Annotated in this window: 16 protein-coding genes; all 16 read right to left on the reverse strand. The window is 71.3% G+C overall.

Annotated features, from left to right (window positions below):
* Window positions 1–20 precede the first annotated feature (20 nt).
* The 16 genes from GNZ18_RS00725 to GNZ18_RS41635 all read right to left on the reverse strand — a co-directional run bounded on the left by GNZ18_RS00725 (window position 21) and on the right by GNZ18_RS41635 (window position 21,802).
* Window positions 21–1,433, reverse strand: coding sequence for a 3-oxoacid CoA-transferase (locus GNZ18_RS00725; RefSeq protein ID WP_156214122.1), 1,413 nt, complete (start codon window positions 1,431–1,433; stop codon window positions 21–23).
* Entirely contained in the window at window positions 1,430–1,873 is a 444-nt protein-coding gene (locus GNZ18_RS00730) for a Zn-ribbon domain-containing OB-fold protein (protein ID WP_156214123.1), read from the reverse strand. Before GNZ18_RS00730 ends, GNZ18_RS00725 begins: the two co-directional genes overlap by 4 nt.
* Window positions 1,870–3,045 carry a thiolase domain-containing protein gene (locus GNZ18_RS00735; RefSeq protein WP_156214124.1) on the reverse strand — a complete coding sequence of 392 codons (1,176 nt, stop codon included), beginning with the start codon at window positions 3,043–3,045 and terminating at the stop codon, window positions 1,870–1,872. Before GNZ18_RS00735 ends, GNZ18_RS00730 begins: the two co-directional genes overlap by 4 nt.
* Window positions 3,042–5,369 (reverse strand): CoA transferase, encoded by a 2,328-nt coding sequence (locus GNZ18_RS00740; RefSeq protein ID WP_156214125.1) that lies wholly within the window; start codon window positions 5,367–5,369, stop codon window positions 3,042–3,044. Before GNZ18_RS00740 ends, GNZ18_RS00735 begins: the two co-directional genes overlap by 4 nt.
* Window positions 5,370–5,546: 177 nt before the next feature.
* The gene (locus GNZ18_RS00745; protein ID WP_156214126.1) at window positions 5,547–5,966 is read right to left on the reverse strand and encodes a Zn-ribbon domain-containing OB-fold protein; all 420 of its coding nucleotides are present in this window, start codon (window positions 5,964–5,966) and stop codon (window positions 5,547–5,549) included.
* Window positions 5,967–5,978: 12 nt separating this feature from the next.
* Window positions 5,979–7,154 carry a thiolase family protein gene (locus GNZ18_RS00750; RefSeq protein ID WP_156214127.1) on the reverse strand — a complete coding sequence of 392 codons (1,176 nt, stop codon included), beginning with the start codon at window positions 7,152–7,154 and terminating at the stop codon, window positions 5,979–5,981.
* Between the two features lie 9 nt (window positions 7,155–7,163).
* Complete coding sequence (locus GNZ18_RS00755) at window positions 7,164–7,844, reverse strand: GntR family transcriptional regulator (RefSeq protein WP_156214128.1); 681 nt, start codon at window positions 7,842–7,844, stop codon at window positions 7,164–7,166.
* A gap of 100 nt (window positions 7,845–7,944) precedes the next feature.
* Window positions 7,945–9,024 carry an ABC transporter ATP-binding protein gene (locus GNZ18_RS00760; RefSeq protein ID WP_216651111.1) on the reverse strand — a complete coding sequence of 360 codons (1,080 nt, stop codon included), beginning with the start codon at window positions 9,022–9,024 and terminating at the stop codon, window positions 7,945–7,947.
* The gene (locus tag GNZ18_RS00765) at window positions 9,021–10,028 is read right to left on the reverse strand and encodes an ABC transporter ATP-binding protein (RefSeq protein ID WP_156214129.1); all 1,008 of its coding nucleotides are present in this window, start codon (window positions 10,026–10,028) and stop codon (window positions 9,021–9,023) included. Before GNZ18_RS00765 ends, GNZ18_RS00760 begins: the two co-directional genes overlap by 4 nt.
* Window positions 10,025–10,948 (reverse strand): ABC transporter permease, encoded by a 924-nt coding sequence (locus GNZ18_RS00770; protein ID WP_156214130.1) that lies wholly within the window; start codon window positions 10,946–10,948, stop codon window positions 10,025–10,027. Before GNZ18_RS00770 ends, GNZ18_RS00765 begins: the two co-directional genes overlap by 4 nt.
* Window positions 10,945–11,889, reverse strand: a complete 945-nt coding sequence (locus tag GNZ18_RS00775) for an ABC transporter permease (RefSeq protein WP_216651112.1) — start codon at window positions 11,887–11,889, stop codon at window positions 10,945–10,947. Before GNZ18_RS00775 ends, GNZ18_RS00770 begins: the two co-directional genes overlap by 4 nt.
* Before the next feature lie 80 nt (window positions 11,890–11,969).
* Window positions 11,970–13,556 carry an ABC transporter substrate-binding protein gene (locus GNZ18_RS00780; RefSeq protein ID WP_156214131.1) on the reverse strand — a complete coding sequence of 529 codons (1,587 nt, stop codon included), beginning with the start codon at window positions 13,554–13,556 and terminating at the stop codon, window positions 11,970–11,972.
* A 370-nt stretch (window positions 13,557–13,926) separates the two neighbouring features.
* On the reverse strand, window positions 13,927–15,447 hold the full coding sequence (locus GNZ18_RS00785; RefSeq protein ID WP_156214132.1) for an MDR family MFS transporter: 1,521 nt from the start codon (window positions 15,445–15,447) through the stop codon (window positions 13,927–13,929).
* Window positions 15,448–15,498: 51 nt separating this feature from the next.
* Window positions 15,499–19,626 carry a Pls/PosA family non-ribosomal peptide synthetase gene (locus tag GNZ18_RS00790; protein WP_216651113.1) on the reverse strand — a complete coding sequence of 1,376 codons (4,128 nt, stop codon included), beginning with the start codon at window positions 19,624–19,626 and terminating at the stop codon, window positions 15,499–15,501.
* A 338-nt stretch (window positions 19,627–19,964) separates the two neighbouring features.
* Entirely contained in the window at window positions 19,965–20,633 is a 669-nt protein-coding gene (locus tag GNZ18_RS41630; protein ID WP_214616361.1) for a response regulator transcription factor, read from the reverse strand.
* Window positions 20,621–21,802 (reverse strand): sensor histidine kinase, encoded by a 1,182-nt coding sequence (locus GNZ18_RS41635; RefSeq protein ID WP_246249326.1) that lies wholly within the window; start codon window positions 21,800–21,802, stop codon window positions 20,621–20,623. The genes GNZ18_RS41630 and GNZ18_RS41635 overlap by 13 nt, the downstream gene beginning before the upstream one ends.
* Window positions 21,803–21,816: the final 14 nt, after the last annotated feature.

Below are 21,816 nucleotides of genomic sequence, written 5' to 3' on the forward strand. Positions count from 1 at the left end.
GTGGCGTGCCGGCGGGACGGTCAGATCGCCGCGGGGGCATCCGCCTCCGCACCCCCCGCGTCCGAGCGGAGGAGTTCGAACTCGGTGAGCGCGGCGACCTCGTCCTCGGTGAACCCGGGCGCCACGTACTCGATCTTGAAGGCGTCGCCGTGGCGGCGCAGCACGCACAGGTCGGTGACGACGATGTCGACGCAGTTCAGGCCGGTCAGCGGGTACTCGCACTCCTTGACGAGCTTCGGCCGGCCCTTGGAGTCGAGGTGGGTCGTCAGCACCATCACCGTGACGTCGCCCGCGACCAGGTCCATCGCGCCGCCGATGCCGCCGCCGATCATGTTCGGCGTGCTCCAGTTGGCGAGGTTGGCGTCCGCGTCGACCTGGAACGCGCCGAGCGCGACGAAGTCGACCTTGCCGCCGCGCACCATCTCGAACGAGGTCACGCTCTCGAAGAACGAGGCGCCCTTCTCCAGGTGGACGTACTGGCCGCCCGCGTTGTAGATCTCCGGGTTGTAGTCGTCGCGGCCCGCGATCGTGCCGTAGCCGAGGACGCCGTTCTCCGAGTGCAGGACGATGTCGCGCCCGGCGATGTAGTTCGAGATCAGCGTGGGGATGCCGAGGCCCAGGTTCATGTAGCTGCCGTTGGGCACCAGGCCCGCCGCGACCTCGGCCATCTGGAGGCGGGTCAGGCCGGGCTTGCCGTTGTAGGTGCGGGCGCTGTCGGCGCCGCGCCCCTCCCTCGGCGCCATGTGGTCGTGCGGGACGTCCACGGTCTTGCGGACGACCCGGCTCACGAAGATCCCGGGCAGGCCCACGGTCTCCGGGTCCAGCTCGCCGTCCACGATCTCGTCGACCTCGGCGATCGCGATCTTGGCGCCCTTGGCGAAGGCCGGCATGAAGTTGCGGCCGACGCCCTCGAACGAGAGGTTGCCGAAGCGGTCGGCCTTGGTCGCGCGGATGAGCGCGTAGTCGACCTTCAGCCCCATCTCCAGGACGTGCTCGACCCCGTCGATCACGCGGGTCTCCTTGCCCTCCGCGACGGCGGTGCCGACGGCGGTGCGGGTGAAGAACGCGCCGATCCCGGCGCCGCCCGCGCGCAGCCGCTCCACCAGCGTGCCCTGCGGGACCAGCTCGACCTCGATCTCACCGGCCGCGATCTGCTTCTCGGCCGCCGAGGTCGCCTCGCCCGCACGCGCCGAGAACGACACGATCAGGCGGTTGACCTGGTTGTTCTCGATGAGCGTGTTCGAGCGGTAGTCGCCCGTGCCGAGCGAGTTCGCGACGATGCACAGCCGCTTGGCGCCCTGCTCGCGCAGCGCCACGGTCAGGCTCGTCGGGAAGCTGTGGGTCATCCCGAACCCGGCGATCGACACCGACGCGCCGTCCGGGACGTCCGCCACCGCCGCCTGCGGGGACTCGTACACCTTGTTGATCGTCATGCCTGGCTCCCTGCCTCTGCGCGCACCGGACGGAAACGGGGCAGCGCGCTGCCGTGTCCCGTGTCCTCGAAAACCACCTCGACCTCGTCCCCGATGGCGACCGACTCGACGTCGCAGTCGACGATGTTGGTCATCATCCGGGGACCCTCCTCCAGCTCCACATAGGCGAGGACGTAGGGGGTGACGCCCTTCCACTCGCCTCCGGCCCGGTGGACCACGCTGAAGGAGTAGACGGTGCCGCGCCCGGTGAAGTCCTCCCAGCGCGTGTTGGAGCTGTGGCAGAACGGGCAGATCGGCCGCGGGTACCACATCGCCGATCCGCAGTCGTCGCAGCGGCGACCGATGAACCTGCCCTCGGCCGTCGCCTTCCAGAACTCCTCGGTGTCGGGGTTCACCACCGGCCGCGCGGCCGGCAGGACCGGGCTCCGAACCTCACTCATTTGGCTTCCCTTCCGAGGATCATGGTCGCGCTGCGCATCCGGGTGCCGAGGTCGCCGCCGTTGCCGTGGACCAGGGCGATCTCGCAGTCGGGCACCTGCACCCCCGCGTTCGCCTCGCCGCGCAGCTGCCGGACCGCCTCGATGATCTTGGTGACGCCGCCGCGGTGGCCGGGGTGGTTGTTGCTCAGCCCGCCGCCGTCGGTGTTGAAGGGCAGCCGCCCGTGCGGGGCGACGAGCGCGCCGTCCATGACGAACCGTCCGCCCTCGCCCTTCTCGCAGAAGCCGAGGTCCTCCAGGATCTCCAGGACGGTGATCGTGAAGCTGTCGTAGATCGACACGTAGTCGATGTCGCGGACCGTGACCCCGGCCTGCTCGAACGCGCGCGGGCCGGACCAGACCGCGCTGGTGTAGGTCAGGTCGAGCCGTCCCCCGTTGGTCAGCTTCGCCGACTCGCCCTGGCCCATGATCCGCACCGGCTGCCGCTTCAGCCCGCGCGCCACCTCCTTGCTGACCACGACGATCGCGCCGCCGCCGTCGGTCACCAGGCAGCAGTCCGCGCGGTGCAGCGGGTCGGCGACCATCGGCGAGTTGACGACGTCCTCGACCGTCAGCACCTTCTGCAGGAACGCGTGCGGGTTGTGCGCGGCGTGCTTGGTCGCCGCGACCTTGATCTCCGCGAGCTGCTCGCTGGTCGTGCCGAACTCGTACATGTGCCGCTTGGCCGCGAGCGCGTAGGTGCTGACGAGCCCGGCGCCGGTGAACATCCCCATCTCGAAGGAGTCCTCGGGGCGGATCGGGCCGCCGCCGCCCGGCTGGACGCCCGTCCGCGGCTTGCCCGCGAGCGTGATCAGCGCGACGTTGCACTTGCCCGCCGCGATCGCCGCGATCGCGTGCGACACGTGGTAGATCGGCGAGGCGCCGCCGCTCTCGGTCGAGTCCATGTAGGTGAGGTCGCGCAGACCCAGGTACTCGGCCATCGAGACCCAGCCGCCGCCGTAGCCCGGCGCGTCGTGGCCGCAGAAGTAGCCGTCGACGTCGTCGAGCGTCAGCCCGGCGTCCGCGAGGGCCCCGATCGCGACCTCGGCGTGGATCTGAGCCAGCGACTTGTCGGGCAGCTCCCTCCCCGGATGTTCGTAGGCGCCGATGATCACGGCGGCATCGTTGACGTTCATGTCGTTCCTCCCGGACGCTGGGACGGCACTTCGACGGGCGCCGCGCTGATCGCCTCGGCGGGCGCGGCGTGCGGCCAGTGGGGGGCGCGGGCGTCGGCGTCGTGCTCACCGAGCCGTGGCGCCGGACGCGGCTGCCGCGGCTCGTGGCCGAGCAGGCGCAGCGGGTACCCCTTCTGGCGGCGGGGTCCGTCGAGGAACACCCGCCGAAGTCGGAAATGTGGGTCCTCGGCCCGCTCCCGGGCCGACTGGACGGGCGCGGCGGGGACCCCGGCGCGGGTCAGCTCGCGCAGGCACTCCTGTTTCGAGCGCCCGCGCGTCCACCTGGTGATCGCGCCGTCCACCTCCTCGTGGTCGCGCTCCCACCAGGAGGCCGGCATGTCGGCCATGTGGCCCGCGCCGACCAGTGCGGCCAGCGCGGCGCGTTCCGCGTCGGTCGTGCAGGCGATCGCTATCCACTGGTCGTCGCCCGAGCAGCGGTAGACGTCGTGCGGCGTGCTGCCGGGGCGGCGGTTGCCGGTCGGCTGTGGAACGGTCCCGGCGGCGAGGTGTTCGGCGATGCGGTCCGCGAGCGTCCAGCTCACCAGCTCGCGCTGGGAAACGTCAAGGTAGGTGCCGCGCAGACCCTGGGCCACGCAGTAGGCGATCATGCCGGCGCCGAACAGCGATACCAGCTGGTCAGGGTAGTTGATGTCGGCCGAGGACCACATCGGGCCGCCGCCGGGGTAGCCGGTGACCGAGGCCAGGCCGGAGAGCAGGTCGAGCGTGGAGCCGTAGGAGCGGACGCCCGACTCGGGCCCGGACTGGCCCTGGCTCGACAGCGACAGGTAGATCAGGTCCGGGTTGACCTCGTGGAGCGTCGGCGGGTCGATGCCGAGCCTGCGGGTCACGCCGACGGTGAAGTTCTCGATCAGGACGTCGGCGCGCGCGACGAGCCGCCGCATCTCCGCCCGTCCGTCCTCGGACTTCAGGTCGAGCGTGATCCCGAGCTTGCCCGCGTTGTTGGACTCGAAAAGCGGGGACTCCTCGGTGACCTCCGCGTCGCCCGAGGTCGGGGAGGGCCACAGCCGGAACGCGTCCGGCCGCCCCCTCGACTCGATCTTGATGACGGTGGCGCCGTAGTCGGCGAGCAGCCGCCCGGTGGCGGCGCCCGCCGTGATCGTGCCGAGGTCGAGGACGACGACGCCCTCCAGCGGGGCGCGGTCGGCGCCGTCGGCCGGCGGCGGCGCCGGACGCGGCACCGGGACCTCGTCGATGCCGGAGAGGCCCGGCGGGGGGCCGAACCGCCACGGCAGGCCCTTGAGGGGCGCCAGCGCGCCGTCCCGCCCCGGCTCCGGGAAGAACGAGCGGGCCTGGTACTGGGGGTCGGACGCCAGGTCGGCGATGTCGGCGCCGTAGCCGAACGGCAGGCCGAGGCGCTGCGCGTCCCGGTAGATCTCGCGTTTGGGGCGCCGCGCGGCCCACCGCTCGACGACCGGCCACCAGGAGTCCATGCGCTCGAACCGGACCTGGTCGCCGCGCAGCTCGGGGTCCTCCAGCGCCGGGTCGCCGATCAGCGAGATGAAGGCGTCCCACTGCTCGGGCAGGAAGATGATCCCGACCCAGCCGTCGGCCGCGCGGACCGTGCGCCAGCGGCCGCTGTTCGTGCCCGTCCGGCCGGGGACCACGCCGGTCTCGGCGTAGACGACGTCGCTCTTCCAGTCGATGTAGGCCGCGACGTCGCAGAGCGCGACGTCGACGACGTCACCGCCGGGGCGCAGCGCGGCGAGCATGGACCCGTAGAAGCCGACGAACGCGGCGGCGTGCGCGGTCTGCTCGCCGCCGAGCGTCAGCGGCTCCCGGTCGGGCTCGCCGACCATCGCGGCCAGGCCCCCGTAGCTCTCGGCGAGCAGGCTGTCGGCGTGGGCGTCCGACCTCGGGTCGGCCATGCCGTAGGAGGTGATCGCCACGACGGCCAGCCCGGGGTGGTCGGCGCGCAGGCGCTCGGCCGCCAGGCCGGTCTCCGCCGCGCGGGCCGGGCCGAGGGCGGTGATCACGATGTCGGCCGCCGCCAGCAGCGCGGACAGGCGGGCGCGGCCGTCCCGGCTCTCCAGGTCGATCTGGACGCTCCGCTTGTCGGCGTTCAGCGCGGCGAAGGTGTGGCCCAGGCCGTTCGCGTCGACCGGCTCCCGCCGGCGGAGCGGGTCGCCGCCGGGGGCCTCGCATCGGGTGACGTGATGGCCGAGGCCCGCGAACAGCCGCCCGCAGACCTGGACGGCCACGCCGTCGCCGAGTTCGACGACCCGCAGGAGCCTCCCCCGCCCCCCGGTCCGGGTTCCGTCGCTCATCGGGGACCCGCGCAGATAGAGGCCGCATGCGATACGCACTCCGGCCTTTTCGATTTCAACGCCTCGTGCACAATTTTATGATCAGCGATCGGATCCATGGGAAACAAAACCTCACATGCCTATGGGCGGCCGCGCCGCCGGCCCGGTCGGTGCCGCCGGGCCGGCGGCGCGGTCGGCTCACGCCGCCGCGCCGGTGCTGAATTTCAGGACGGTGCGGTCACCGGCGATCGGCTGGAAGACCGCGTGAACCTGCCGGCCGATCTCCGGTTCGCCCGGCTCACCGGCCAGCACACTGATCACGAGCGGCCCTTCGGCGAGCCGCACGTACACGAGCTGGTAGGGGACCTCGTCGGCGAACGCGGCGAAATACTTCTGGTGCATCGTGCACCAGGACCAGATGGTCCCCGCGCCGCTCACGGCCTCCCAGGACGACTCGCCGGAAAGGCACTCCGGACAGAGCGGAGCGTCCGGGAAGCGGTGCCGGCCGCAGGCCGCGCACTTCTGCAACCGGAGCTCTCCGGCGGCGAGGCCGTCCCAGTACGGCTTGTTGCGGGGGGTGATATCGGGAAGAAGTTTCGCGTACGCGGCGACGTCCATCGGCGTGCCCTTCTAGTCGGCCGTGAATATGTGCGACGTCACGATGGGCGAGACGCACATGTACTGCACGGTGCCGCAGTTCTCGACCTGCCGTTCGCCGGCCTCCCCGCGGACCTGCCGCACCGCCTCCACATGGAGGGCGAAGCCCTGCATGTAGCTCTCGCTCGTATGGCCGCCCGAGGTGTTCATCGGGCGCTCGCCGCCGAGTTCGATCCGGCCGTCGCGGATCCATTCCCAGGAGGCGCCGCGCGGCGCGTGGCCGAAGCCCTCCAGGGTGAAGAGGATCGTCGGGAGGAAGTTGTCGTAGACCTGCATGCAGTCGATCTGGTCAGGGCCGATACCGGACTTCTTGTAGAGGTCCTCGGCGACCGCCGCGCTCGTCGCGTAGTAGAAGTCGGGGCTGATGTAGCTGCGGCCGAGCTCGGCACGGCCCGCTGTGGCGGCCACGCGTACCGGCTTCTTGCTCATTCCCCTGGCGCGATCCATCGAGGTGACGATGAACGCGACCGCGCCGTCGTTGATGATGCAGTAGTCGAGCTTGCGCAGCGGCTGCGAGATGAACCGCGACGCGAGGTACTCGTCCTTGGTGATCTCCTGCTGGAACACCGCGATCGGGTTGCGGGCCCCGTTGGCGCGGTTGTTGATCGCGAGGGGGGCCAGCGCGTCCTCCGGGGCGCCGTACAGGTGCCGGTAGCGCTGGTACATCATCGACAGGTACGCGCCGGTGGAGGTCATGCCGTACATGGCGTCGTAGGCCCCGGCTGGGTCGGCGTCCCCGCCGCCGTACTTCAGGCCCGCCGTCCGGCCGTTCGTCGCGTACACGACGGCGACGGTGTGGGCGGCGCCCGACTCCACGAGCGAGCACGCCTCCTGGAGCGCGACGCCGCTCATGCGCCCGGTGCCCTCCAGGTCATGGACGAACCCCGGACCGGTGAGGCCGGTCATGTCCCCGAAGGGACCGTACTTGATGTTGACGCACAGCAGCCCGTCGACGTCCTTCTGGGTGGCGCCGCAGTCCTCCAGCGCGTCCCTGAAAGCCTCGGCCGCGAGCTGGTACACATCGTTCTTCTGGCTCTTGTCGGCGTACAGCCGCCGGAAGTCCGACGTGCCGACACCGACGATCGCCACGTCCTTCATGGCCATCGCGATATCACCCTTGTACTCGTGCAGGTCGTGGCCGCGGGCCACGATGTCGCGCTATGACGTCGGGTGCTCTTTCTCCAGGATCTCCACGGCTTCGAGCGCCGCCTTCGCGGCCGCGCGGATATGCCGGTGCGCGGCCTCGGCCGCGCGCTCGGGCGAGCGCGCGCTGATGGCTTCACCGAGGTCGACGTATTCCTGTACCGACGATTCGAGTCGTCCTGGAATGGTCACGGAAAGGCTGCGCAGCGCGTGGATGCGGGTGTGCAGCGGGCCCAGCATGGAGGCCAGCAGCGAGTTGCGGGCGCCCGCGACGAGCAGCTCGTCGAACTCGTATATGGCCTGGAGGCGCTCCTCGCCCCGGGGGCGCGGGCGCGTCTTCTCCACCAGCTCCGCGACCTCCTCGTCGGTCGCGCGCAGCACGAACAGCTCGGCCGCGGCGGGCTCCAGCGCATCGCGGACCTCGTAGATCTCCCGTACCTCGGCGCTGCCGAGCCGCGCGACGCGGACGCCGCGGCTCGGCGAGGGCTCCACGAGCCCGAGGGTCTGGAGGTGCCGCATGGCCTCCCGGACCGACGTCCGGCTGACACCGGTCAGCTCGACGAGCTCGCGCTCGGTGAGCTTGCGACCCGGGGGGAGGAGACCCGAGGCGATCGCGTGCCGGATCCGCCGGACGACCATCTCGGGAATGGACTCGGTCGGGCGGTCGATCAGCAGGTCGAGCTTCGGGTCGGTCACGGCAGTCCCTTACTTTTGTCTGACGTACTACAGACTACGTCTGCCAGTAGAAGCCGGTCAAGGTGAGCCGGATCACGGGTCAGGAATGCCGGTCGCCGCCTCATGCCGCGGGACCCGGCCCCTTCGGGAGGGCGCTCAACGGCGCCCCCGCCAGCGTCGGACCGCTCGTTTGCAAATGGCACGAGACCTCTCCCCCGCCCTCCACAACGGTCGGTTCGGGCACCCGCTGCCGGCAGATGTCCATCACATGGCCGCACCTCGTCTGGAATGGGCAGCCCACCGGGGGCCGCGCCGGATCGGGCAGGTCCCCCTCCAGCACGATCCGCTCCGATTTCCGGCGCGGATCGGGGATCGCCGACAGCAGCGCCCGGGTGTAGGGGTGCGCGGGCGCGGTGTAGACGCGCTCCGCCGGGCCGGTCTCGACGATCCGGCCGAGGTACATCACCCCGACCCGGTGCGAGATGTGCCGGACGATGGCGAGGTCGTGCGCGATGAACAGGTAGGTCAGCCCGAACTCCGCGCGCAGCCGCTCCAGCAGGTTGATCACCTGGTTCTGGGTGGAGACGTCCAGCGCGGACACTGCCTCGTCGCAGACGACGAAGCCCGGGTTCAGCGCGATGGCCCGTGCGATCGCCAGCCGCTGGCGCTGCCCGCCGGAGAACTCGTAGGGGTAGCGGTCGGCGTAGCTGGCGCGGAGCCCGACCATCTCGATCAGCTCGTGCACCCGCTCTCGCGCGGCCCGTCCCGAGAGCTTCTCGTGGACGATCAGCGGCTCGGCGATGCTCGCCGCCACGGTCGAGGACGGGTCCAGCGACGAGTAGGGGTCCTGGAACACCATCTGCATGCTCCGCCGCGCCGTCCGCAGGGCCTTGCCGCGCAGGCGCGTGACGTCGTGCCCGGCGACCGTGACCGACCCGGCCGCCGCCGGCACCAGCTTCAGCAGCGCCCGCCCGGTCGTCGACTTGCCCGACCCCGACTCGCCGACCAGGCCGAACGTCTCGCCCTGGTCGATGTGGAAGGAGATGTCGTTGACGGCGCGGACGATCCTCGGGGCCGCGAGCGTCCGCCGCTTGCGGAAGACGACGCTGAGGTCGCGGACGTCCACCAGCGGCCCGGACGCGGGCGCCGGCTCCGGCGAACCGGGCGCCGGGACCTCGGCGCTCGACTTCATGACGCTCATGGGGACCCCACCAGACGCAGTTGCTCGGTACGGCAGCAGCGGCAGCCGCGGCCCTCCCCGACGATCCGGAACTCCGGCGGCGCGGCCGTGCACGTCTCGTTCGCGTGCCCGCACCGGGGGCTGAACCTGCACCCCTCCGGCATCCGCCAGGGCTCGGGGGTGCGGCCCGGGATCGTCGGCAGTTCCTCGCCCCGGACGCCGAGATGCGGCATCGCGCTCAGCAGTCCCGCCGTGTACGGGTGCTTCGGCGCGTCGTACAGGTCGAGCGCGGGCGCGGTCTCGACGACCTCGCCCGCGTACATCACGACGACCCGGTCAGCGAGTTCGGCGACGAGCCCGAGGTCGTGGGTGATGAACAGGATCCCGCAGCCGGTCTCGTCGCGCAGCCGCGCCAGCAGCGCGACGATCTGCGCCTGCACGGTCACGTCGAGGGCGGTCGCGGGCTCGTCGGCGATCAGCAGCCGCGGCTCGCACACCAGCGCCATCGCGATCATCGCGCGCTGCCGCATGCCGCCGGAGAACTCGTGCGGGTAGTCGCGGACGCGGTGGCCCGCGTCCGGGATGCCGACGAGGTCGAGCATCTCGGCGGCGCGGGCGAACGCGGCGCGCCGCGAACCGCCCTTGTGCCGCCGGTAGCCCTCGGCGATCTGGTCGCCGATCGTGTAGGCCGGGTTCAGGCTCGTCATCGGCTCCTGGAAGATCATCGAGATCTCGTTGCCGCGGATGTCGCGCAGCTCCCGCTGCGGCATGCCGATCAGGTCGCGGCCCCGGTAGCGGACGTGGCCGCCGGGCGTGCGGGTGTAGGCGGGCGGCAGCAGCCGCAGCACCGACAGGCTCGTGACGCTCTTGCCCGAGCCGGACTCCCCCACCAGGCCCACGATCTCGCCCGGCCCGACGTCGAAGGAGACGCCGGCGACGACGTTCGTCCAGCCCCGGTCGGTCAGGAAGTCGACGTGCAGGTCCTCGATCTCCAGCAGTTTCGCAGGCTCGTGTTCGGGGGTCATGACGCCTTCCTCGTCTCGCGGCCGAAGGCGTCCCGGAGGCCGTCTCCGATGAGATTGAAGCAGAGCGTCGCGATGGCGATCGCGATTCCGGGATACACGGCGAGGGACGGGCTGCTGCGCATCTCCAGGAACGCCTGCCCGAGCATGCTCCCCCAACTCGCCGTCGGCGGCAGCGCGCCGAGGCCGAGCAGGCTGATCGTCACCTCGGCCAGCAGCGCGGAGGCGAGCAGGAACGAGAGCTGGACGAGCGCGGCGGGCAGGATGTTCGGCAGCACGCGCTTGCGCAGGATCATCAGGCTGGGCGTCCCGATGCTGGTGGACGCCTCGATGTAGACCGCGCGCCTGACCTCCATCGTGCTGCCCCTGACCACGCGGAACATCCGCGGCGCGTAGACGATGCCGAGCGAGACCATCGCGGTCGTGAGCCCGGGGCCGACCGCCGCGATGATGGCGATCGTGAGGATGATCGCGGGGAAGGCCATCAGCACGTCGGCGGCGCGGTCCAGCAGCCAGTCGACGATCCCGCCGAAGTAGCCGCTGACGAGGCCGAGCGGCAGGCCGATGGCGGTGGCGATCGCGACCGCCAGCCCGGCCGCCGCGAGCGACACGCGTCCGCCGTGCATGAGCCGGCTCAGCGTGTCGCGCCCGAGCGTGTCGGTGCCGAGCCAGTGCTCGGCGGTGGGGCCCGACAGCCGGTCGCCGATGTCGACCTGCGCCGGGCCGTAGGGGGCGAGGAGCGGGGCCGCCGCGGTCACGACGATGATCGCCAGCAGCAGCCCGAAGCCGACGACGGCCGACCTGTTGCCGCCGAACCGGCGCAGCAGGGCGCGCCCGCGGGACGCGGGGACGGCGGCGCCGGAATCCTTCTCCGCCGGGACGGGGGCCGGTTTCTTGATGTCCACGCTGCGACTTCGCGTCATGACACCTTGACCTTCGGATTGAAGTAGCCGTACGAAAGGTCGACCGCCAGGTTGATGAGCATGATCAGAATGGCCGTGATCAGCAGGATTCCCTGCACCATGGGGAAGTCCCGGGAGAACACCGAGAAATAGGCGAGCTTGCCGACGCCGGGGAGCGCGAACAACTGCTCGATGACGACGGTCGCGCCGATGAGGCGGTTCGCCTCGACGCCGAACGCCGTGACCACGGGGACGGCGGCGTTCTTCAGCACGTGCTTGACGACGAGCCGGCTGGGATGCAGCCCCTTCGCGCGGGCGGTGCGGATGAAGTCCTCCTGCATGACCGAGGTCACCGACGCGCGCGTCTGCCTGGCGACGACGGCGGTCGGCACGGTCGCGAGCGAGAAGGCCGGGAGGATGAGGTGCTGGAACCACTCCAGCGGGCTCTCGGTGAGCGGCACGTAGCCGACGGCCGGAAGCGTCCGCATCTGGATCGCGAAGACGAGCACGAGCATCATGCCGACCCAGAAATAGGGCAGCGACATGAACGCGCTCGCGGTGACGGTCGAGATCCGGTCCGCCCAGGTGCCCGGCCGCAGCCCGGCCGCCAGGCCGAGTGCGAGCCCGAGCACCGCCGCGATGACCAGCGTGAGGACGACCAGCGAGAGCGTCACCGGGAACCCGGAGGCGACCGCCGAGCGGACGCTCTGCCCGTCCACGAAGGACTTGCCGAGGTCGCCGTGCAGCGCGCCGGTCAGCCAGCTCCAGTACTGGGACATGAACGACTTGTCGAGGCCGAGCTGTTCGCGGATCGCCGCGATCCTCTCGGGCGTCGGATTGTTCCCGGCGAGCGCCACCTCGGGCCCGCCCGGTACCAGTGCGATGAGGCTGTAGATCAGGAAGCTGACGATGAGCAGCATGGGAACCATCGCCAGAAGTCGGACGGACAGCAGACGCAGCACGCCGGGGCCTCCGTTTCTGTGGTGGCGGGTTCCGGCCGGGCGTATCGGGCTCCGGCCGGAACCCGCCCGCTATCGGCGCGTCACTTCTTCTTGACCGCGACGCCGCGGAACTGGCGGGACCCGTCGACGAAGACCTCGACTCCCATCACCTTGTCGTTCATCGCGAGAGGCGTGTTGAGATGGCACAGCGTGACCGGTGAGGCGGCGTCGTCGTGGGCCGCCCGGAAAAGCTGCTTGTAGATGGCCGCGCGGCTCGCCCGGTCCTCGGCGCCCTGCGCCTTCGCGGCGAGATCGTTGATCGTCGGGTTGGAGTAGCCGCCCGGGTTGCTGAACCCGTCCGCGCCGTAATAGGACGAGATCTGGATGCTCGGGTCGGCGTCGGCCTTCTGCTGCACCATGATGGCGTCGACCGACTTGTTCACCGAGAAGCCCTCCATCAGCTTGGGCAGCTCGACCGGCCGGATCGTCATCTTGACGCCGACCTCCTGGAGATTCGCCTGGAGGAGCTCCGCGACCCGCTGGTAGGCGTCGAGGTTGTCGGTTTCCAGGGTGAAGTTGAAACCGTTCTTGATGCCGGCCTTGGCGAGCAGTTCCTTCGCCTTCGCGGGGTCATAGGGGTAGGCGCCCGCCGTGAGCGAGGGGTCGGAGGCGTAGTAGGTGGAGGGGAACATCTGCACCCCGGGCTGGCAGAAACCGCCCTGGAGCTCGTTCACCGACGCGCGGTCGATGGCGTAGTTCAGCGCCTGCCGCACTTCCTTCTTGTCGAACGGCGGCCGTTTCACGTTCAGCGCGATCGTGAAACTGGCGAGGCTCGGCTTCTGGCAGACGGCGAGCCCCGCGTCCTTGGCGGGCTTGTACATGCTGGAGCGCAGGAACGTGACGTCGGCCTGCCCGGTGATGGTGGCGTTCAGCCGCGCGTTGTCGTTGCTGGAGATCAGGAAGACCATCTTCGCGACGTTGACCGCGGCCGGGTCCCAGTAGCCCTTGACCGGCGTGTACTCGACCTTGGTGTTCGGCTCGTAGGCGGTGACCTTGAAGGCGCCCGACCCGCCGGTGGGCATCCGCGCCTGGTTCGGGTCGTCGAAGACCTTCGGGCTCATCATCATGCCCGCGGAGCTGCCGAGGATCCCGATGAGCGGCGCGGCGCCGTCCTTGGTCACCACCTTGACGGTGGCGGAGTCGACGACCTCGACCGAGGTGACGCCCTGCAGCGCCTGCTTGTTGAAGCTCTTGGCGTCGCGGTGCCGGTCGATGTTCGCCTTGACGGACGCGGCGTCGAACGCCGTCCCGTCGTGGTACTTCCAGTTGTCGATCAGCGTCAGCGTCAGGGACTTTCCCTTGTCGCCGATCTTCCATTTCTTCGCCAGCATCGGCTTGGGCTCGCCATTGGCGTCCATGCGGACGAGCGTGTCGTAGACCGGGTACAGGTACATCCAGCTGTTGCTGGTCGTGATCTTGTCCGGGTCGAAGCTCGTGTTGGCGACGCTGTACATCCAGGTGAATGTGGCGTTCTTGTCGATCGCGGCCTTGTCGATCGGCGGGCACGCGACGTTCTGCGCCGGTTTGCCCGCACCGGTGCCGCCGCCGCCGTCGTCATCGCCCGCGCTGCACGCGGTCGTGAGGGTGAGGAATGCGGCGGTCGCCGCGACGATGAGCCTTTTCCGCATCAAGGAGTCCTCCGAACCAAGATGTGGGAGGGGGAAAACGCGGGTGGGGGGGTGGCCTTTGTGCTCCGGATGTCGCGCTATTTCGCGTCCGGAGGGGGACGGGGCCTGATCGCTCGCAGGGTTCCTGCGTCCGGAGAGGACGGGCCCGATCGCTCGGAGGGTGGGTCGCTGAGCGGACTGCCACGGGGTCGCCGCGGCGACTGTTTGTACTTTGTCTGATGAATGAGAACATACGTCTGCTTGCCCGTCAAGATTTGTTTCCACGGGCCGGGTAACGGCGACGGGCCGGAGGCGAGGATCGTCCTCGCCTCCGGCCCGTCGGGCGGAAACCCCGTCGCGCGGCTTTCCGCGCCGAAACCTCAGAACATGATCAGCTCACCGGTTCGAGACTCCGGTCGGGCGCGTCGGCCCCCTCCGGGTGCCCGGTGCCCGCCGCCCGCTTCGGCAGCAGGACGGCCACCGCGATCATCACGACGGCCAGCCCGGCGGCGACCACGAACGCCAGCCGCATCCCGTCGAGCTGGGCGAGCGTCTCCTCGACGCCGCCGGCGATCCGGGAGTCGGCGCGGCGCGCCATGACCGTGACGACCAGGGCCGTGCCGAGCGCCGCCGCGACCTGCTGGAGCGTCCCCAGCATGGAGCTGCCGTGGGAGTACAGGTGGGCCGGCAGCGCGCCGAGGCCGAGGGTGAACACCGGCGTGAACATCGTGGCCAGGGCGACCATCAGCAGCGTGTGCATGCCGAGCACCTGCCAGTACGGCATCGTCTTCGAGATCTGGGTGAACCCCGCCAGCGCGACCACGATGCCCACGGACCCGGGAATGACCAGCATCCGGCCGCCGAAGCGGTCGTACAGCCGTCCGATCGTCGGGCCGAGCAGGCCCATCGCGAGGCCGCCGGGCATCATCAGCAGCCCGGTCTCCAGCGGCGACAGGCCGCGCAGGTTCTGGAGGTAGATCGGCAGCAGGATCATCGCGCCCATCATCGCCAGGAACCCGAGCGACATCAGCAGCAGCGACAGGGCGTAGGTGGCGTGCCGCAGGACGCGCAGGTCCAGCAGCGGGACGTCGCGGCGCTGCAACCGGAGCTGCCGGACGGCGAACACCGCGATCAGCGCGAGGCCGGTCGCGACGATCACCGTGGGCATCGCCGCGCCGCCCGCGCCGTACCGGCTCAGCCCGTACACCAGCGAGCCGAACCCGGCGGCGGCCGCGGCGACGCTGAACCAGTCGATGGCCGACAGCTGCGGCTCCCCGACGTTCTCCAGCCGCGCGAGCCCGCGCCAGGTGACCAGCGCCGCGATCGGCAGCACCGCCGCGAACAGCAGCCGCCACGAGCCGGCCTGCAGGATCAGCCCGGAGACCGCCGGGCCGAGCGCGGGCGCGACCGAGATCGCCATCGTCACCGTGCCCATCACCCGGCCGCGGTCGCGCTCGGGCACGACGGTCATCAGCGTCGTCATCAGCAGCGGCATCATCACCGCCGTGCCCGCCGCCTGCACGATCCGCGCGAACAGCAGCACCTCGAACACCGGCGCGACCGTCGCCAGCGCCGTGCCGGCGAGGAAGACCCCCATCGCGGTGGCGTAGGCGCGGCGCGTGGTGACCCGCTGCAGGAACCACCCGGTCACCGGGATCACCGCCGCCATCGTCAGCATGAACGCCGTCGAGACCCACTGCGCGGCCTGCTCGGTGATGCTCAGGTCCGTCATCAGCCGCGGGATCGCGTTGATCATGATCGTCTCGTTGAGGATGACGACGAACGTCGCGAGCACCAGCAGCCGGACGACGGCGGGGGTCCGGCCGCCGGAGCCGGAGGCGGTCACGCCCTCGTGGGTGACCGCCTCGCGGCCCGGCTCGCGGTCGGGAGTGGCTTCAGGGGTGCTGTTCATGCCGGGGTAGACCGGCGCCGCCGCCGGAACTCATCGCTCCGACCCGAAAATTTATTCGATCATGGCGCCGCCCCCGCTCGGCACGCGCCGCTGACCGGCCGGGTTGCCCCGCCAGCGGGCGCTCGGCGGGATCTGCTCGCCCTTCATCAGGAAGGAGTCGGCGTCGAGCGTGGACCCCTCGCCCATCGTCACGTCGTAGTGGATGAACGCCTCCACGCCGACCGTGCAGCGGGCGCCGATGCTGGTGCGGCCCGACTTGAAGACGCCCTCCTCCAGGGAATGGCACTGGATGACGCTGCCCGCGTTGAGCGTGCATTCGTCGCCGAGCGTCACCAGCGTCTTCTCGGGGATGGCGCAGCCGTCGTCGAAGACGCGGCGGCCGACGCGCACGCCGAGCAGGCGCCAGAGCACGTTCTTGTACGGGGTGCCGCTGAACAGCGCCTGCCCGCCCATCTTCCAGAGCCGCTCGTGGAACCAGAAGTACGGGTCGTAGATCGAGCAGAGCCGCGGTTCGAGGGAGCGGAAGTGCAGCAGGGCCCGTTCGACCAGCACGCCGTAGGCCGCGCCGAACAGCAGGGTGGCCGCGACCCCGGCCGCCACCCCCGCCGCGGCGTGGTCGTGGAACTGGTCCTCGGCGAACAGCCACAGGACCGTCACGGCGAAGAGCCGGAACCACCGCACCGCGAGGAACAGCAGCATGGTGGCGAGGTTGTAGCGGTTCTTGGCCGCGAGCCGGCGGCGGAACTCCTCGCCCTTCTCCAACTCGGCGAACGCGTGGTCGCGCTCGACCGCCCTCGGGATCTCAAAGCACGGCGAGCCCAGCAGCCCGGTGTTCTCGCGGACGGGGCCGTCGACCGGGACGGCGACCTTCGTCCCGAGCAGGACGTTGTCGCCGACGGCCGCGCCCGCCGGGAACGCGATGTTGTTGCCGAGGAAGTTGCGCGCCCCGATCCGCACCTCCGACACCGTGAACGACGTGCTGGAGAAGTCGATGTTCATCACCCACAGCGCGTCCGAGACCATCGTTCCGCTGCCGACGGTCGTCAGATACGGCGAATGGTGCTGGAGCTCGGTGCCGAAGTTGCTTCCCGTCTGCACGATCGGACGCGCGAACCGGTACCCGAGCGCGCGCAGGTAGCCGACGATGTAGGAGCTGTCGCCGAACAGGTCGTGGAAGAAGGTGATGTTCGTCAGGCGCCGGGTCGCCGTGACCGCCCAGTAGTGCCACCCGTACAGCCGGTAGACCTTTCCGGGCCGGACGAACGGGGCGATCACCCGGGGCACGGTCAGCACGAAGATGAGCCCGAGCGCCGCGCCGCCGAAGAACAGCAGGCCCGAGATGATGATCGCGTCGCCGTAGAGCGCCATGCGGCCGAGGCCCTCGGTGTCGGCCGCCATGATGTCGGCCAGCATCGGAAGCTGTGTGAGCAGCGCGACCGGAACGATGATCGCCAGCGGCCAGGCGACCGCGAGCAGCGCGAACAGCTGCGCGACGCCGTAGCCGAACCTGCGCGCGGTGCCGCACCGGCGCGGCGGGACGGTCAGGTAGCCGGTGCCGGTGGGACGGGCCGGGCAGCCGTGCCAGCGCTCGCCGCCCGGCACGACCTGCCCGGAGTGCAGCGAGGAGGCGTGCCCGAGCTGGGTGTCGTCGCCCATGGCGGTGTCGACGTCCAGCACCGTCTTGGCCCCGACGAAGACGCGGTCGCCGAGTGTGATCGCGCCCGTCCGGACCACCCCGCCGTCGACCCGGTAGCCGGGCATCGCGCAGTTCTCCCGGACGAGCGTCCCGGCGCCGATCGTGAGCAGGTCGGTGCAGACCATCGTCCGGGAGAGCACGACGGCACCCGGGCCGATCTTCGCGCCGAGCGCCCGCAGGTACAGGACGTGGAGCGGCGATCCCGCGAGCAGCATCAGGGGGCTCGTCCGGACGAGCGTCTTCACCGTCCAGAACCGCACGTAGGCGAGGCTCCACACCCGGAACCGCCGGGGTTTCCAGCGGCCGATCAGCGCCCACTTCGCCAGCACGGGCAGCGCGCACAGGTAGCCGAACGTCGCGGCGCCGAACGCGACGCACCGCAGGTAGAGGTCGGGGAACCCCTCGAAGTCCGAGGTCCATTCGTAGCCGACCGTCGCGACGACGGCGCCGACATAGGTGGTCGCGACGAACAGCAGCAGTTGCAGGACGGCGCAGACCACGTACTCGTGGCGGCGCGTCCGCACACCCGCCTCGGGCACCGCCTCGGTGTCCGCCGCCGCCGCGGCCTGGTCGAGCACCCGTTCGGCGAGCACCGCCGCCAGGCCCCTGACGTCGGGGTTCTGGTAGACGTCGAGCATCGACACCGGCAGGTCGGTGCGCTCCCGCAGCGCGGCGCAGAAGCGCGCCATCAGCAGCGAGTCGGCGCCGAGGTCGTCGAAGAAGTCCGCGTCGGCCGACACCCGCTCCACCCGCATGACCCCGGCCAGCGCGGCGGCGACCGCGCGCTCGGCGTCGGTCTCCGGCGCGAGGTGGCCGCGCCGCCCGGCGAGCGCGCGCGGGGCCGAGGGCGCCGGCAGCCGGGCGCGGTCGGCCTTGTCGCTCGGGAGCATGGGGATGGCCTCCAGCTCCTCGAAGTAGGCGGGGACCATGTAGCCGGGCAACCGCTCGCGCGCGCGTCCGCGCAGCGCGTCGCGGTCCACGGCGACGCCGGGGTTCCGCCGCGTGTAGTAGGCCACCAGCTCGGTCTTGCCCGGTTCGGACTCGTGGGTGCCGACCACCACCTGCGCGACGTCGGGCGCCTGCGAGAGCACCGACTCGATCTCGGTCAGCTCGATCCGGTAGCCGCGGATCTTGACCTGGGTGTCGATGCGGCCCTGGTACTCGATCTCGCCGTCGGGGGTGATCCGGCCCAGGTCGCCGGTGCGGTAGATCCGGCCGGAGGCGTTGCCCTCGATGCCGACGAAGTCGCGGACGAACTTGCGCGCGGTGAGGTCGTCCCGGTTCACATAGCCGCGCGCGAGCCCGATGCCCGCGATGCCGATCTCGCCCGACTCGCCCGGCGGCAGCGCCCGGTCCTCGTCCGGGTCGAGGATGACCACGGCGTAGGTGGGCAGCGGGATGCCGATGGTCACGGGGCGGCCCGGGTCCAGGGGCGTCCACGTCGCGGTGACCGTCGCCTCGGTCGGCCCGTAGACGTTGAGGAACCTGCGGCCCGGACGGTGCCAGCGCGCGACGAGCTCCTGGGGGCACGCCTCGCCCGACACCAGCAGGAAGCGCAGCCGGGGCAGGTCGCCGTCGAGGGTCGCGAGCAGCGTCGGGACGCAGCACATCGCGGTGACGCCGTGCTCCAGCAGGAAGTCGCGCAGGTCGGGGCCGACCAGCACCGACCCGCGCGGCTTCGGGACGAGCGTCGCCCCCGCCAGCAGCGGCACCCAGATCTCCTCGACGGAGAAGTCGAACGCGATCGTCATGCCCTGGTACATGCGGTCGGTGTCCTGGACGCCGTAGACCTCGACGGCGACGCGCACGAAGTTGCAGATGGCGGCGTGCTCGATCGCGACGCCCTTCGGGCGGCCCGTCGACCCCGAGGTGTAGACGATGTAGCACAGGTCGTCGGCCGGGGCGCCCCTCTCGGCGGTGGTGAGGCGGTGGCCGGGCAGCGCGCCGATCCGCTCGTCCGCCTCGTCCAGGCACACCACCTCGGCCTCGGCCTCGCGCAGATGTTCGCGCAGCCGGGTGAGTGACAAGGCCGTGCGGACGCCCGCGTCCTCGATGATGTAGGCGAGCCGGTCCGGTGGGTACCCGGCGTCGAGCGGCACGAACGCCGCGCCCGCCTTCAGCACGGCCAGCATCGCCACATAGGAGCGCACGGCCTCGTCGAACAGCAGCGCGACCCGGTCCCCGGGGCCGACGCCGCGGGCCAGCAGGTGGCGGGCGAGCCGGTTGGCCCGCTCGTCCAGATCACCGAAGCTCAGCGTGGACCCGCCGGTGTCGACGGCCGGATGGTCCTCCCTCCCCGCCGCCAGGAAACGGTCGCAACGCTCCTCGAACAAACCCTCCAGCCGCTCACCCGGCCGCCAGCGGATGTCCCGCCCGTGGCCCGTGGGCACCAGGACGTGGTCCGCGGTGACGTGCCGGGCCGTCTCCGCGGGGGCGACCGGTATCCGGTCGCCCGCCTCCGTCGTGCTGTTCGTACCGCCCAACTGAAACTCCTCGAATCGCCTCCGCGCCCTAGTCAAGGGCCGCAAAGAAGGGAGGTCAGAATCGGAAGATGGTCTAACCCTGCCATTGGATTTCCAACAACAATGACCGGAGGCGGTCATTGGGCAGGCTGGCAGCCATATCCATTGACAGGCGCGCGATATGGGTTTGAACGTTTCAATAACGGTTCACCGGCGCCGCTGTCCCGACTAATTTCGGTAAAGCGGTCGGGGCGATATTCGGCCCGCGCCCCGGAGGTGGCCGACCTCACAATTCACAAGTGGTCTACCACAGGCGCCCCGAAGGAAACCCGCAGGATATACCACCGCCGCCCGCCCGACTATTCGGTCGTGGCGCCGGCGCCCCGCCGGTGGTCAAGGTAGGTGAGGACCGCCTGGACGCGCCGGTGGCCGCCCGCGTCGGGAGGCAGCCCGAGTTTCGCGAAGACCGAACCGATGTGTTTGTGGACGGCGTTCCCGGTGATGCGCAGCCGACACGCGATGGCGGCGTTGTCGTGCCCCTCGGCCATGAGCGCGAGCACCTCGTGTTCGCGCGGGCTGAGGCGCGCCAGGGCGTCGTCCTCGCGGCGGACGAGAAGCTGCGAGATGACCTCGGGGTCCATCGCGGTGCCCCCGGCCGCCACGCGGCGCAGCCCGCCCGTGAACTCCGCCACCCGGCTCACCCTGTCCTTGAGCAGATAGCCGATTCCCCCGCGCCCGTCGGAGAGCAGTTCCCGCGCGTATTCGCGCTCGACATATTGCGACAGCACCAGCACGGGCAGCCCCGCGTGCAGCCGGCGGGCGCGCAGCGCCGCGCGGATCCCCTCGTCCTTGTAGGACGGCGGCAGCCGCACGTCGACGATCGTGACGTCCGGGCGGTGCTCGGCGACCGCGTCCAGGAAGGCGGGCGCCTCGCGGGCCACGGCGGCGACCTCGAAGCCCCGGGCGGCCAGCAGCAGCTCCAGGCCGCCGGCCAGCAGCACGTTGTCCTCGGCGATCACGACCCGCACGGGACCTCCACGGCGAGCGCGGTCGGGCCGCCCGGGGGGCTCGTGAGGCGGAGCGTCCCGTCGAGCGCCGCCACCCGGCGGCGGATCCCGGCGAGGCCGGTGCCGCGCGCCTCGTCCGCGCCGCCCGCGCCGTCGTCGGCGACGAGGATCGACAGCCGGTCGCCCGCGCGCTCGACGCGCACCTGCGCCCGGGTGGCGCGGGCGTGTCTCGCGATGTTCGCGAGCGCCTCGGTGACGGCGAAGTAGGCCACGGTCTCGACGGCGGCCGGGACCGCGTCCAGCCGCCCGACGCTCAGCCGGGTCGGCACGGCGGAGTCGGCGGCCAGCGCCGCGAGCGCCCCGGCGAGGCCCCGGTCGGCGAGGATCGGCGGGTAGACGCCCCGCACGACGCCCCGCAGCTCGGCCATGGCCTCCTCGACGCCCTCGTGCGCGTCCCCCACCAGCACGGCCACGTCCTCGGGGGCGCCGGCGAGCGACTCGCGGGCGACGCCGAGCCGCACCGCGACCGCCACCAGCCGGGCCTGGACGCCGTCGTGCAGGTCCCGCTCGATCCGGCGCAGCTCGGCGGCGTGGGCGTCCAGGGCGTCCGCGCGGGTCCGGGTCAGCGTCTCCACCCGCGCGGACAACCGCTCCGACAGCCTCTCGGCGGGCGTCGGCGCCAGCAGCGCCAGGCAGAGCCGGGCATGGGCGCGCGCCAGCGGAGGGCCGCCCCACCACGCCACCGCGAGGAGCACGGCGGCCTGCGCGGGCGCGGCGGTCAGCGCGACCGTCCAGCCGTCCACCGGGACGTCCCCCTGGAGATGGGGCGGTGCGTCGGCCGGGAACGCCCACCAGGCCGTCATCGCCACCAGCGCCGTCACGATGTTGCCCACGCACAGCACCAGCGCGAGCCCGGAGGGAAGCGCGGTGCCGACGTGCGCGACCGGCCACAGCAGACCGCGCCGCAACGCCGGGCCGACGCGGGCCCTGGTCATCGGAGGGGTCATCGGAGGGGTCATCGGACGGGCGGGCACCGCGACGCCCAGCAGCCGCCCGGCGCGCCGCCGGTGCCGCTCCGCCCAGGCGCGCCCCTGCGCCGGGACGGCGAGCAGCGGCGCCCCGAGCACGGTGACGACGGCGGTGCCCAGCGCCCCGAACAGGTAGGCCGCGGCCGCCCACCGGTCGCGCATGTCCACTCCCTCCC

It is taken from the genome of Actinomadura litoris (genome assembly GCF_009733595.1).
Taxonomy (GTDB): domain Bacteria; phylum Actinomycetota; class Actinomycetes; order Streptosporangiales; family Streptosporangiaceae; genus Spirillospora; species Spirillospora litoris.